Origin of the sequence: Streptomyces sp. NBC_01515, assembly GCF_045040345.1 — a bacterium.
GTDB lineage: Bacteria > Actinomycetota > Actinomycetes > Streptomycetales > Streptomycetaceae > Streptomyces.
In genome coordinates, this window is record NZ_CP109416.1 from 11051075 (window position 1) to 11064007 (window position 12933).

The 12933-nt window shown below is 67.6% G+C and carries 11 protein-coding genes; 2 read left to right on the plus strand and 9 right to left on the minus strand.

The genetic code is table 11. From position 1 onward, the window contains the following. Window positions 1-162: 162 nt before the first annotated feature. A complete protein-coding gene (locus tag OG407_RS48855) occupies window positions 163-3378 on the plus strand; it encodes an efflux RND transporter permease subunit (protein WP_405867874.1) in 3216 nt (1071 codons plus the stop codon). 519 nt (window positions 3379-3897) lie between these two features. On the opposite strand, the gene OG407_RS48860 is transcribed toward OG407_RS48855, so the two are convergent. The 8 genes from OG407_RS48860 to OG407_RS48895 all read right to left on the minus strand — a co-directional run bounded on the left by OG407_RS48860 (window position 3898) and on the right by OG407_RS48895 (window position 11405). After that, window positions 3898-5082 carry an FAD-dependent monooxygenase gene (locus OG407_RS48860; RefSeq protein ID WP_405867876.1) on the minus strand — a complete coding sequence of 395 codons (1185 nt, stop codon included), beginning with the start codon at window positions 5080-5082 and terminating at the stop codon, window positions 3898-3900. A gap of 29 nt (window positions 5083-5111) precedes the next feature. After that, entirely contained in the window at window positions 5112-6032 is a 921-nt protein-coding gene (locus tag OG407_RS48865; protein WP_329351933.1) for a fumarylacetoacetate hydrolase family protein, read from the minus strand. Window positions 6033-6076: 44 nt separating this feature from the next. After that, window positions 6077-7147 (minus strand): cupin domain-containing protein, encoded by a 1071-nt coding sequence (locus OG407_RS48870; protein WP_405867878.1) that lies wholly within the window; start codon window positions 7145-7147, stop codon window positions 6077-6079. A 118-nt stretch (window positions 7148-7265) separates the two neighbouring features. Next, window positions 7266-8168, minus strand: a complete 903-nt coding sequence (locus OG407_RS48875; protein ID WP_405867880.1) for a MarR family winged helix-turn-helix transcriptional regulator — start codon at window positions 8166-8168, stop codon at window positions 7266-7268. A gap of 98 nt (window positions 8169-8266) precedes the next feature. Then, window positions 8267-8434: a hypothetical protein gene (locus OG407_RS48880; RefSeq protein ID WP_329351939.1), complete on the minus strand. Its 168-nt coding sequence runs from the start codon at window positions 8432-8434 to the stop codon at window positions 8267-8269. A gap of 377 nt (window positions 8435-8811) precedes the next feature. Then, on the minus strand, window positions 8812-9021 hold the full coding sequence (locus OG407_RS48885) for a hypothetical protein (protein ID WP_329351941.1): 210 nt from the start codon (window positions 9019-9021) through the stop codon (window positions 8812-8814). Between the two features lie 96 nt (window positions 9022-9117). Next, complete coding sequence (locus OG407_RS48890) at window positions 9118-10722, minus strand: MDR family MFS transporter (protein WP_405867883.1); 1605 nt, start codon at window positions 10720-10722, stop codon at window positions 9118-9120. A gap of 71 nt (window positions 10723-10793) precedes the next feature. Beyond that, window positions 10794-11405 carry a TetR/AcrR family transcriptional regulator gene (locus OG407_RS48895; RefSeq protein WP_405867885.1) on the minus strand — a complete coding sequence of 204 codons (612 nt, stop codon included), beginning with the start codon at window positions 11403-11405 and terminating at the stop codon, window positions 10794-10796. A gap of 168 nt (window positions 11406-11573) precedes the next feature. Here OG407_RS48895 and OG407_RS48900 point away from each other — a divergent pair, with 168 nt between their 5' ends. Beyond that, a complete protein-coding gene (locus tag OG407_RS48900) occupies window positions 11574-11777 on the plus strand; it encodes a hypothetical protein (RefSeq protein ID WP_405867887.1) in 204 nt (67 codons plus the stop codon). 234 nt (window positions 11778-12011) lie between these two features. On the opposite strand, the gene OG407_RS48905 is transcribed toward OG407_RS48900, so the two are convergent. Next, the gene (locus OG407_RS48905) at window positions 12012-12842 is read right to left on the minus strand and encodes an IclR family transcriptional regulator (RefSeq protein WP_329351948.1); all 831 of its coding nucleotides are present in this window, start codon (window positions 12840-12842) and stop codon (window positions 12012-12014) included. Window positions 12843-12933 lie beyond the last annotated feature (91 nt).

Sequence of the window (12933 nt, forward strand, 5' to 3'; positions counted from 1 at the left end):
CGACCCGCCGGATAACGCGACCGCGGTACGCGGAAACCACCGCGGCCGGGCGACGACGGCCGACGGGGCAGGCGGGCAGGGTGGGACACACCGTCCCGGGAACCCCATGGCCCGGGGCGGTTCCTCTTCTTCCGTCCCACCGCAGAAGTGAGACCCTCCAGAATGTCCTGGCTGTCCAGGCTGAGCCTCGCTAATCGCAAGCTGGCCGCCCTCATCGCATTGATCGTCATCGCCCTGGCGACCTACGCAGTGCCGTCCCTCAAGCAGCAGCTGCTGCCCGACCTGTCCTTTCCCGCGATCACCGTGACCGCCACCTATCAGGGCGCGTCCCCCGACGTTGTCGAGGACCAAGTCGCCAAGCCCATCGAGGACGCGGTGAAGAGCGTCGACTCGGTGCAGTCGATGACCTCCACCTCGCGGACGGGCTCGGCGACAGTGCTCCTGCAGTTCGACTTCGGCGTCGACACCGACACGAAGGCGAGCGAGGTGCAGCAGGCCCTCGACAAGGGCACCGTGAACCTCCCGGACGGCGTCGACCCCCAGGTCGTCACCGGCGGCACCGGCGACCAGGCCACCATCACTTTGGCCGCGACCTCCGACGCGGACCAGCAGCAGCTCGCCGATGACCTGTCGGACAAGGTCGAACCTGAGCTGAAGACCGTCGACGGCGTGAACCAGGTCACCGTGTCCGGAGAAACTGACCAGGTCGTTTCCATCACGCCCGACTCCGACAAGCTTGAGGAAGCGGGCCTGACCGTTCAGTCGATCAAGACTGCGCTGACCTCGAACGGCAGCACGGGCGCCGGCGGCTCCGTCGACTCCGACGGCAAGAGCCTGAGCATTGAAGTCGGTGGTTCCATCACCTCGGTGCGGCAGGTCGAGGACCTGTGGCTGACCGCGTCGTCCGGGTCGGGTGCCAGTGCTGCGTCCGGCTTGGGCTCAGCCCTCACGGGAGCCGTCGGAAGCACCGGCACAACGTCCGCCGGCTCGGGTTCGCAGGACCCGGTGCAGCTCAAGGACGTTGCCTCGGTGAAGGTCCAGGACGCCGAGGCGACGACACTGACGCGGACCAACGGCCAGGCCAGCCTGGGTATTTCCGTCACCATGGACCACGGCGGCAGCTCGGTCTCCATCTCCGACGACGTCCGTGCCAAGATCCCTGGCCTGGAGAAGTCCCTCGGCCACAACGCGAAGCTCACGGTCATCTCCGACAACGGTCCGCAGGTGAGCAAGTCGGTGAACGGCCTCGTCGAGGAGGGCGCCCTCGGGCTGCTCATGGCGATCCTCATCATCGTCCTGTTCCTTCGTTCGATCCGTTCCACACTGGTGACGGCGGTTTCCATCCCCCTGTCCCTGCTCATCGCGCTCATCTCGCTGTGGTACGAGGACTACTCGCTCAACGTCCTCACGCTGGGCGCCCTGACCATGGCCGTCGGCCGGGTCGTGGACGACTCGATCGTGGTCCTGGAAAACATCAAACGCCACCTCGGATACGGCGAGGAGAAGCGCGCCGCCATTCTCACCGGGGTACGCGAGGTATCGGCCGCAGTCACGTCCTCCACACTCACCACGGTCGCGGTTTTCCTGCCGATCGGCCTGGTGAGTGGCATCGTGGGCGAACTGTTCTCCTCGTTCTCCGTCACGGTGACCGTCGCGATGCTCGCCTCGCTGGTGGTGTCCCTGACCATCGTGCCCGTCTTGGCTTACTGGTTCCTCAAACCCCCCAAGGAGGCTGTGGGCAAGGACCCGGAACAGTTCCGCGCGCTCGTCGAGGACGAGGAGCGCAACGGACGTCTGCAGCGCATGTACGTGCCTGTCATCGAATGGGCCACCCGGCGCCGGAAGACCGTTCTCGGCCTCGCCGCGGTGCTGCTCGTGGTGACGTTCAGCATGGTCTCCGGGCTGAAGACCAGCTTCCTCGGCGATTCGGGGTCGGATTCCCTCAGCGTTACCCAGACGATGCCGGCCGGGACCAGCTTGAACGGGACCAACCAGGCCGCGAAGAAGGTGGAGGGCGTGCTGTCCGGTGCGGACGGCGTCGACTCTTATCAGGTCACGATCGGCTCGTCGGGCGGCTTCATCGCATCGACCTCGGTGTCGGACAGCGCCACCTACAGCATCGCCCTGACGGACAGCGCCGACTCCTCCACGGTGGAGGACACCCTGCGTGAGAAGTTCGACAAGCTCAAGGGTGTGGGCGACCTGACTTTCAGCGCGAACACCGGCTTCGGCACCAGCAGCGATGTTGAGGTCACTCTCAAGGGCGACGACGACGCGGCACTGAGCAAGGCCACTGCCAGCGTCGTTAAGGCGCTGAAGACGGTCGACCAGGTCACCGCGGTCACGAGCGACCTCTCCCAGGAGGCACCTCAGATCACCGTGCGGCCTAAGGGCGAGGAGACGTCAAAGTTCGGGCTGACCGAAACGAGCATCGCTTCGTCGGTTGCCGAGGCCGTCCAGGGTTCCACGGTCACCCAGATCACCGTCGACGGCACGCAACGCGATGTGGTGCTCAAAACGACCTCCAACGCCCCGAACTCCGTCAGCGAACTGCGCGCGCTGAAGATCTCCACGTCTTCCGGTGATGTTCGGCTGGACAAGGTCGCGACAGTCACGCAGACCGAAGAGCCCGTCGAGCGTGCCCGTGTCGACGGCACCGAGTCCGTCACCGTCTCGGGGACCCCGGTCGGAGACAACACCGGCGCCGCGAGCACAGCGGTTGAGGACGCGGTGAAGAAGACGGCCCTCCCCTCGGGCGTCACCTACGAGATGGGCGGTGTCACCTCCAGCCAGAACGACGCCTTCAGCCAGCTCGCCCTGGCGATCGTGGCGGCCATCGCCATCGTTTTCCTGGTGCTGGTCGCGGTGTTCCGCAGCATCCGCCAGACCCTGATCCTGCTGGTGTCGATCCCCTTCGCCGCCACGGGTGCCATCGCTCTGCTGCGAGCCACCGACACCCCGTTGGGCGTCGCGGCCCTGATCGGCCTGCTCATGCTCATCGGCATCGTGGTGACCAATGCCATCGTGCTGATGGACTTGATCAACCAGTACAGGGCCCGGGGCATGGGCATAGAGGAGGCGGTCCGAGAGGGCGGCAGCCGTAGGCTGCGGCCCATCCTGATGACGGCGCTCGCCACCATATTCGCGCTGGCTCCGATGGCACTCGGTATCACCGGCTCGGGCGGCTTCATCTCCAAGCCCCTCGCCGTGGTCGTCATCGGCGGACTGTTCAGCTCCACCCTGCTGACGCTCATCCTGATCCCGACCCTCTACACGATGGTCGAGACCCGGCGGGAGCGCCGAGCCGACCGCCGGGCCAGGCGGAAGCAGGCCCCAACTCCCAAGACCGAGGAGGCAGTGCTCCAGCCACAGGCCTGACAAAGGCGGCCTGACACGGGCTCGACTCCGGATCCGCCGGAGACTGAATGTACGGTCGGCCGCATGCCAACGGAAGGCATGCGGCCGACGCGTGGGCCAGGGGTTGCCGGGGATGATGATCAGGGCTCGCGGGGGCGTTGTAAACGCGCGCCCCCGCCTGGCTTAAATGGTGCCGTCCGCCAGGCCTGCCGAGGTCCCGCGAGCACGAAGCCGGCCAACACGTCGGTCTTGAACTGCTTCAGCTCCTCCGTCGAGACCGGACCACGGAACCCGCGCAGGTCGTGAAGGCTGCCCGAGCCTCCTCGCCTTTGCCCCGATCGCAGATCGATCGGACGGCGTGAGAACGCTTTAAGAGTCCTGAAGCTACGTCACCGGATCAAAGAGCACTCCAGGGAGGCCGAACACCCTGGCGACGGGGGACAAGGACTCAGCAAGGCTCAGGGGAACTCACGGGATGTCACACCGCGCTTCGTCCCAGGTCGGGCAAGGCCCCGGTACTGGTGTGGAGATCTGACGAGGTCACACGGCGGCCGGGAGGTACAGCCAGTCCGTGTGGGTGTAGTCGTCGTCGGCGCGACTGGTGAGGATGTGGTTGCGCAAGGTTCTGCCGATGCCGTCTGTGTGCCAGATCTCGCCCCAGCTCCGGGCGGTGGTCTGGCACTGGGCGGCCCGGGGCACCCGCTCCTGCTCGTACGCGGCGAGGACCTTGGCGTAGTCGTCACCATGTTCTGCGAATCCGCGCCCAAGGGCCTCGGCGTCCTCCAGGGCCTGACAGGCGCCCTGCCCCAGGTACTGGAGCATGGGGTGGGCCGCGTCACCGAGGAGGGCTACCCTGCCGATGGTCCAGCGGTCGAGAGGTTCGCGGTCGTACGTCTTCGCGTGCCGGCCGCGGTCGACGAGTGCCACGCCGCGGCGCACTTCGCCGCACGCGGTGGCGAAGCGGGCATCCAGTTCCGCGGGGCCGCCCCAGTCCTCTTCGCCCCGCTGGAAGGCGTCGCTGCGGAACACGGCGACGGTGTTGTACAGCTCGCCACGTCGGATCGGGTACTGGATCATGTGCATTCCGGGCCCGATCCACAGCACCACGTTGTCGCCGTCGATACTCGCACCGATGTCGTCCACCGGCATGGTGCCGCGGTAGGCGGCATACCCGGAACACACCGGATCGTCGTCGGAAAGCAGTTTGCGCACACGGGAGTTGAGACCATCTGCGCCGATCACGGCGTCCGCTTCGTAGATGCATCCGTCGGCGCACTCGACACGCACGACGCCGCTGCTGAGTTCATGGACGTCGGTGACCGTCCTGCCGTTCTCCAGGGCGATCAGGTCGCTGGCACGGCAGGCGTCGAGCAGGATGTCGAGCAGGTCGCTGCGGTGCATCACCGCGTACGGCGCCTGGTAGCGCTTGCGGAAGGCGGGACCGAGGTCGAGTGAGGTCAGGTACGTCCCGGTGACGGCGTCCATGAAGATGCCGCGCTCAGGGAAGACGGCGATCTCCTCAATGCGCTCGTACAGGCCCAGGTTCGTGAGGACCCGGACGGCGTTGGGGCCGACCTGGAGGCCGGCGCCGATCTCGGTGAAGGCGGGGGCGCGCTCCAGCAGGCGGACCGGCCGCCCGGCGCGGGCGGCGGCGAGAGCCGTGGCCATGCCGCCGATGCCGCCGCCGATGACGAGCAGCCCCGCTCGTTGAGTATGGGTGGTCATGGGTCTCCGTAAGTCTCAGAGGTCGCAGGTCACTTGCTGCGCTCGGGGGCAGGCGGCGGCACGGGCCCGCGGCTCGCCCCTCCGGTCGGGCAGGGCACAGCGCCCTCGCTGGTCACTTCCACGGACAGGCGCCCGATGCCACCCACGGTCAGCTCGACACTGTCGCCGTCCGCGATCGGGGCGACGCCGGCAGGGGTGCCCGTCGTGACCACGTCACCGGGCTCCAGCACGGTGACGGTGGAGGCGTACGCGAGGAAGCGCGCCGCCGACCAGATCAGGTCCCGGGTGTTGGCCTTCTGCCGAAGCTCGCCGTTGACGGTCAGCTCCAGCTCCACGTCCTCGGGCGAGCCGAGTTCGTCCGGGGTGACGATCCACGGCCCCAGCGGGGTGAAGGTGTCGAAGGACTTGCGGGTGGAGCGGTCCTCGCCGCCACGCATGGTGATGTCCATCAGGCCCGTGTAGCCGAAGACATGGTCCAGGGCCACTTCCGGGGTGATGTGGCTGGCGCGGCGGCCGACGATGAGCGCGAACTCCGCCTCGTGGTCGAAGCGCCGGTCCGTGTAGGGCAGGCGGACCGTGCCACCGGGGTCGAGGATCGAGGACGGCGACTTGAGGAAGAAGCCGAGCGCGCTGATATGGGAGGCGACGTTCATCTCGGACTGGTGGTCGCGGTAGTTCACCGGCGCCGCGACGATTTTCGTCGGGTCGGTGACGGGGGCCAGCAGCCGGACGTCGTCCAGCGGACGTCCCACACCCTGGCCCAGTTCGGCGACCAGCTTCTCCAGCAGCGGCCGTACCGCGGTGAAGTGAGTGATCAGCCTCCGGGTGAGGCTGTGGGGGGCCCGGTACGGGGACGCGGCGAGTTGAGCGGTGATCTGGTCGGTGACGTCGAGGACGCGGTCGTGGACGACGACGCCAATACGGTCGTCGTCGAAGCGTGCGATGCGCATGGGGTCTCCTGGCTGGTCAGCGGTGGGCGTGGGGGAGAGGTGGCTCAGTCGCCCCTGGTCTCGGTCCGGTACAGGGCCAGGGCCTCCAGGACGGGGGTGTCGCTGACCGAGAAGAGGTCCATTGGCTCGTCCGCGAACACACGTACAGAGGTCCACGAGGGGATCGCGACCAGATCGCCGGGGGCGAGGGAGTGCAGGACGCCGTCCAACTCGACGGCGCCCGCGCCGCGGAAAACCGCGACCAGCGCCGAACCGGTGTGCCGCTCTGCCGGGGCGGTGTGCCCGGGCAGATAGCGGTGCATCTCGCACCGCATGGTGGGCATCACGTCCCGCCCATTAGTGGGATCGGCGAAGCGGACGTGCGCGTGCCCTGTCCGCTCGGCGCCCGTGCCCGCCTCTGCGAGCTGCCCTGCGAGGGCCCGGTCGGTGTCCGCCCACTGGTAGCGCAGCAGCGGGGAGTGGGCAGGGGCGGGCGCGGAGGCACCGCCGGGCAGCAGGCCCGGCCCGCCGCCGAACCGGATCTCCGACGTGGAGCGTTCGGCGGTCCCCGACGGGGCCGGACGTCCTTCGCCCGGTTCGAAGAACATCGCGTCCAACGCCTCGACGAGTGGCAGGTCCAGCGCGTCGAACCAGGTCATCGGCGTGTCACCGGGGTTGTGGTGCTCGTGCCAGGTCCAGCTCGGGGTGAGGATCAGGTCTCCGGCGGACATGTGCAGCGGGTCGCCGTTAACCAGTGTCCACACGCCCTCGCCGTCCAGTACGAAGCGCAGCGCGGCCGGTGTGTGGCGGTGGGCGGGGGCGGTCTCGCCGGGGCCGAGGTACTGCACGGCGCCCCACAGCGTGGCGGTCGCATAGGGAGCGCCGCCGAGTCCGGGGTTGCTCAGCGACAGCACCCTGCGGTCGCCGCCCCGGTCGATGGGGACCAGCTCGCCGGCCCGCTTGCCCAGCTCGCGCAGTTCCTCGCCGCGCCAGCGGTAGGGCACGGCCTGGACCTTCGGGGCAGGGGTGAGCAGTCCGCTCAGCTCCCACAGAGGCTGGAGGTCCTTGTCCGCGATGTCATCGTAAAAGGTGTTCAGGGAGGCGTCGTCGGGTGCGTCGAAACGACGTGTTGCCATTTTCGCTCCTCTTTCCTTGGTCTCTTACGGTCCTTGTGGGAAAACGAAGGAGACCGCCATATAGTTCGTGCAGTGACTAATTGAGGAGAAGGGTCGCACCCCGCTCCCGCTCAGAGCCCTATGCCTGGCTCATTCGTCCGAGCAGGCCGAGCAGTTCGTCGAGTTCGTCCGCTCGAAGGTCCTGCGTCAGCCTGCGCTGGACGTCCAGGACGGCGGGCATCACCTTGTACAGCACCTGGAGTCCTTCGTCCGTCAGGGTGAGCAGCTTGCGACGACCGTCGTGCGGGTCCGTCGTGCGCCGCACCTCACCGCGAGAGACGAGTCGCTTGACGATCTCCCCCGTCGGCGCCTTGGCCAGGGCCACGCGCGCGGCGAGCGTCGTTTGGTCTATGCCCGGCTCACGGGCGAGCCGGTAGAGCACGCCGTACTGCGGAGAGGTCAGTCGTGTCCCCACGGCATCCGTCCAGTACCGGGTGTGCTGCTGCTGGGCGACCCGGATCAGGTGTCCGGGGATGTGCGAGGGGTCGGCGGGCAGGCCGATCAGCACCACCGCGGGTGCTGTGGAGATCCAGGCGCCGGGAGCGACACCGGCGACCGTCCGCATGAGGTGCAGGAACCGGCCGGCCTCCTCCGGGCTCAGAGCCGCGCTGAGATGCAGTTGTACCTGGGCGACCCACGGGGCCAGATCCAGAAACGCGGCTCTGCCCTCGTCGGTGAGCCGGAGCGCATTGCGGCGGGCGTCGTCGGCGGCCCGCTCGCGGGCGACCAGGCCTGCCTGATCCATCCGGGTCACGAGCTCCGCGACGGTGGCCTTGTCCAGGCTCAGCGCCTCGCAGAGGGTGCGCTGGTCGATACCCGGACGCATCCGCAGGCGATGCAGTACGGCGAACTGCGGCGAGGTGTACCCGTCGGGCACCAGTTCCTGCCACAGTCGGTTGTGGACCTGCTGCGCCGTGCGCACCAGACCGCCCGCGGCGAAGACCGCCTCGTCCGGGATCGCGCCTGCCGGACCGGGTACCACTGCCCCACACCCTTCTGTCCCGCGCTCGCCGACTGCGACGCCTACGTGAGCGGCAGGGTAGCGGGCCGGCCACGGGGAGAGCCGGGTGGTCGGACGCGTCATGGCGCGACCGCCCGTGGTGTACGACGTTCGGGGTCGGTCGTCCGGGCCAGGGTCCGCGGCCCCAGTTCCTCGCTGCGCGCCGCCGCGTGCCAGCCGCTGGCGGGCCAGCCGAGATTGGCGAACGAGTCGACAGCCTGGACTGGTAGCGCTGCGGTATGAGACATGGAGCGCCTCCTTGCCGTGTGTCGTCGTCGGGACACGGCCGCGCATTCACGATACGACAGTTCGTGCCATTACAACTATTGGTGGGCTGCGCTGCAAGTACGTCAACCCCGGGAACCTGGTGAAGAAAGGGTCGGGGGAATTCGGTACCGGCCGTATAGCAGGCCGTCGCATCTTTGGACTGCGGGGCCGGTCCCCTCGTCGGCGGCCCGCCTCGTCGTGGGCCTCCCAGGGTGTCCACCGGAGACTTCCCTTCACGCCCGCGCACAACGCGTTCGCCGTCCCCGATGAGCACATGGCTCCCATCGACTGCACATCCCGCTGCCAGCCCGGCTGAGCGGATCCCTTCACGGTGAAAGTGGCTGATGATGGAGCTGCGTTACGACACCTTCTTCGTCGGCGGAACGTGGACGACACCCAGCACGGAGCGCGCGATCGTGCCGGTCATGCCAGCACCGAGGAGCCGCTGGGCCGAGTGCCCGAAGGTGCCGAGGGAGACATCGACGCGCCGTGGCCGCCGCCCGTCGCGGGTCCGGCGAGCCAGGTGGTTTGAGGCGTTGGTACACCCGCCGAGAGCCTGCGTGGCCAAGCCCTGTTCGTGGTTGGTGACTTCGACGGTGCGGGCCGGACCATCGGGTTGCGGCGATGGGTCGGCTCTCGACCGGCCTACGGACCGGCGGAGGTGTTAGGTGCGGGTGGCCGTCCTGTCGCTTTCTTGTGACTGTGGTGGGACGGCCGAGAGGCTGGCGCTCATGTCGGAGTTGGTGAGGGCGAGTTCCTTCTGCGGGAGGACGAGGGCCAGCAGGACGCCGACGACCAACAGGGCGGCTACGTACCCGAAGATCGGGGTCAGTGCGTGCTGGTATGCGTCGATCACGGAGTCCTGGAGCTGTTCCGGCAGCGAGTGCACCAGTGAAGGTGTGAGGGAGTTGCTGTCGCCCAGGCCACTGACGGAGCTACTCGCCAGCCGGGCGGAGAGCTGGTCCGTGAGCCGTTGGGCGAAGGCCGCTCCGACGACCGCTGTGCCGATCGTGGCGCCGATCTCGCGGAAGAAGTTGTTGGCGGAAGTGGCTGTGCCTACCGCGCTTGTGGGGAACGCGTTCTGCACGGCCAGGACCAGGTTCTGTATGACCAGGCCGACGCCGGCGCCCAGCAGGAAGGTGTATCCGGAGACCACCGTCACTGGAGTGTCGACGTCCATCGTGGACAGCAGTACGGCGGTGATGGTCACCAGAAGTGAGCCGATGATCGGGTAGATCTTGTAGCGTCCGGTTCGACTGATCAACAGCCCGGAGGGGATGGCGGTGCCCATGAGGCCGAGGATCATGGGGACGAGCAGCAGGCCGGACTCGGTTGCGGAGACGCCGTACACCATCTGCAGGTAGGTGGGCAGATAGGCGACGACCACGAACATTCCGACGCCGACCACGATCAGGCCCGTCAGCGTGGCGATGTTGAAGATCCGGCTGCGGAACAGCCACAACGGGACGATCGGCTCCGCGGCGCGGCTCTGCGAGGAGAAGAACAGAATCCAGGCAACGACGGCGCCGGCGGCCAGGCCGAGGACCAGCGGGTCCGTCCAGCCGTATTGGTTGCCGCCCCAGTCCGCCACCAGCACCGTGGCGGCGACGGCGACGGCCATCAGGGTGATGCCGAGATAGTCGATGGTGACCTTGCCGGACTTGCGCGGCGTGCGTAGGGCGAAGGCGCATACCGCGAGGGCGGCGGCGCCCACCGGCAGATTGATCCAGAAGCACCACCGCCAGGAGACGGTGTCGGTGAACCAGCCGCCGAGAAGCGGCCCGCCCACGGAGGAGAGGCCGAACACCGCGCCGAGCGGGGCCATGAACCGCGCACGTTCCCGCGGTGGAACGAGCTCGGCGATGATCGCCTGAGAAGTGATCATCAGACCGCCGCCGCCCAGCCCTTGAACAGCTCGACCGATGATCAGCATGGTCATGCTGGACGCGGCTCCGGCGAGTATCGATCCGGCGATGAAAACACCGATGCCGCCGAGGAGGAGTGCCTTACGGCCGATCAGATCCCCGAAACGGCCGTACAGGGGCATGCCGATCGTGGCGGCCATGATGTAAGCGGTGGTGACCCACGCCATGTGGTCCAGGCCGTGCAGTTCGCCGACGACGGTGGGCAGTGCGGTGGAGACGATCGTCTGGTCGAGAGAGGCGAGCAGCATGGTCGTCATCAGGCTGGCGAACAGCAGGCCGAAGCGCTGGGGCAGGGCCGAGGAGTCAGGCTGCTCTGCCTTCGTAGTGGGGGAGGGGTCGGTCACAAGATGCTCCAGAGGGGTGATGTCGTGGTGGCGGCCGAGGCATGGGGAACCGACGAGGAGCCATCCCGGGGTCAGGAGCCGAGGAGGGAGCGCAGCAAGGCCATCACGCGCTCCACGTGCGGCATCGGGCTGTCGTCCTGCTCCTTGTGGCCGTCGGCAACCCAGCTCTCCATACCGGTCCTGAGGGCGGTCATCGCCAGGGCGGCGATCAGGCGAGGTGACTCGTCCTGCGGCCGTTCCCCCGTGCGTGTTGCCACGGTTTCGGCCAAGTACTGCTCGAACGCCCCGAAGCTCGCCAACAGCGCGGCCAGTACGGGTGGGTACTCGCGGGCCAGCGAGAAGGTGGCGGAGAACTCGTCTCGCTGTGGTGGCTGCTCGGCCATGTCCCGCAAGAGCAGCGCGGTCAGTTCCGCCAGGACTTCGCGGGGGTGCGCGGGGCCGGCGGCGGTGAAGGCCTCGACCTCGTCGTCCGGCAGCTTCGGAGGCGCCTGGACGACGGCCGCCTCCTTGTTCGGGAAGTAGTTGAAGAAGGTGCGATGAGAGACGTCGGCCTCAGTGGTGATCATCTCTACGGTGACCTTGTCGAAGCCGTGTTCTGTCGCCAAGCGCAGTGCGGCGGCCCGGATCTCCTGCCGCGTTTCACGGCGCCTGCGCTCACGCAGTCCTTCTTTCCTACGAGTCATGCACTCCATGATTGCAGTCTGTGCATATTTTCTCAATATGCATTCTTTGCAGAAAGTGCAATATTTGGTCATCGCGATGCTGCGCGAAGGCTGCGCCGCGGTTTTGTTCGGCGGCGGTTTCCCGCCTCGGACGGCAGCACGCGCCTGTGCGATTCTCGGTACTACGTCATGCGCTTCGCGATCCGGCTCAAGGGGCGGGGCAGCACGGACCGGGACGACGCGTCGGCGTCTGCCGGCTTCCGCGAGGTGGGCCCTCCCCGCTTCTCCGTGACGGCAGCGGTCGCCCCCTCGCCGGTGTCGTCGGAGGACGAGTTCTCTTTCGGGTTGGATCTCGACCTGCGCGGACTGCGGCAGCTGAGGGATGGCGAGTAACGGCGGGTTGGAGTGCCGGAGGGTGAGGGGGTCTTGACGGGGCCGTCGCGTCGTAGGGGCGGGGCAGACGATCGGACCGCTGCTGCGGCGAACATGCTGTCGCAGCGATCGGCGTCCCCGACGAGGAAGCGGTCGCAATCGATGTCAAGGCGCTGTGGGATCTGGCGAGTTCACCTGGGCGCGGCCCACTGCGATGGGCGGGTGATGGGTCGGTGTTCGCGGTGCCGCTCCCCGTCACGGGGGGCTCTGTGCGCTGCCTGAGTCGGTTTCGGACAGCATGTCGACCGAGGACAAGGACACGGCCTGCTCGCGTGCAGTGTTGAGCGCGGTGGTGATGTCTCGCTCGCGGTCCTGGAAGCGAATGGTGGGCATCGGGACACCAAGCGCTGCCAGAGTGCCGTACGGATCCTGGACAGCGATGGCGCTGGCGGAGATCCCGGGAGTGCTTTCTTCCCGATCGAAGGCGATACCGGTACGCCGAACCTTCGCGAGTTCGTCCAGAAATGCCGCCCGGTGCGTGATCGTCGCCGGTGTGAAGCGCGTCAGTCGGGCAGGTAGGACGCGCGCGACCTCGGCGTCGCTCAACTTGGCGAGGAGGGCTTTGCCGTTGGCCGTGCAGTGCAGCGGAATGGTGGTTCCCACCACCGACACGGCACGCAGGAGGTGTTGGCCCTCGATTGAATCGATGATCCGCAGTCGTCCGGGTTCCATGACCGCGAGGTCGACGGTTTCCCCAAGTGTCTGGGCGAGATGCTCCATCGCTGGTCTGAGATGTGCACGGACATCAGGTCGGCCGGCTTCGGCCACCCGCACCAGCTCGGGACCGATACGTACGCGACCGGTGGTTGACGCGGCGACGAGCACACCCTCGACCTCCATGGCGGAGACCAGTCGGTGAACCGTCGAGCGCGGCAGCCCGGTGTTTTCGGCGAGTTGGGAGAGGCTGAGTCCCTCCCGTTCTCCGGCGAGCGCCCGGAGCACCGCCACGGCGCGTCCGATGATCTTGATTCCGGCGTCGCCGCCGTCCCGCGAGGCGGGTTCCACATCTGAACTGTTGGACGTCACGTGCTCAGCATAGCGACCGTTGTACGGGACGGTGCTGTCCCGTGGCATGGGTATCGACGCTTGACGACTCCGACTTCCTCGGCTTCACTTG

Bases quoted from the DNA above. Each gene is read 5' to 3' on its own strand.
- OG407_RS48870 (WP_405867878.1), bottom strand. From the start codon at position 7,147: ATGGCAACACGTCGTTTCGACGCACCCGACGACGCCTCCCTGAACACC.
- OG407_RS48860 (WP_405867876.1), bottom strand. From the start codon at position 5,082: ATGACCACCCATACTCAACGAGCGGGGCTGCTCGTCATCGGCGGCGGC.
- OG407_RS48865 (WP_329351933.1), bottom strand. From the start codon at position 6,032: ATGCGCATCGCACGCTTCGACGACGACCGTATTGGCGTCGTCGTCCAC.
- OG407_RS48880 (WP_329351939.1), bottom strand. From the start codon at position 8,434: ATGTCTCATACCGCAGCGCTACCAGTCCAGGCTGTCGACTCGTTCGCC.
- OG407_RS48900 (WP_405867887.1), top strand. From the start codon at position 11,574: ATGCGCTTCGCGATCCGGCTCAAGGGGCGGGGCAGCACGGACCGGGAC.
- OG407_RS48895 (WP_405867885.1), bottom strand. From the start codon at position 11,405: ATGACTCGTAGGAAAGAAGGACTGCGTGAGCGCAGGCGCCGTGAAACG.
- OG407_RS48855 (WP_405867874.1), top strand. From the start codon at position 163: ATGTCCTGGCTGTCCAGGCTGAGCCTCGCTAATCGCAAGCTGGCCGCC.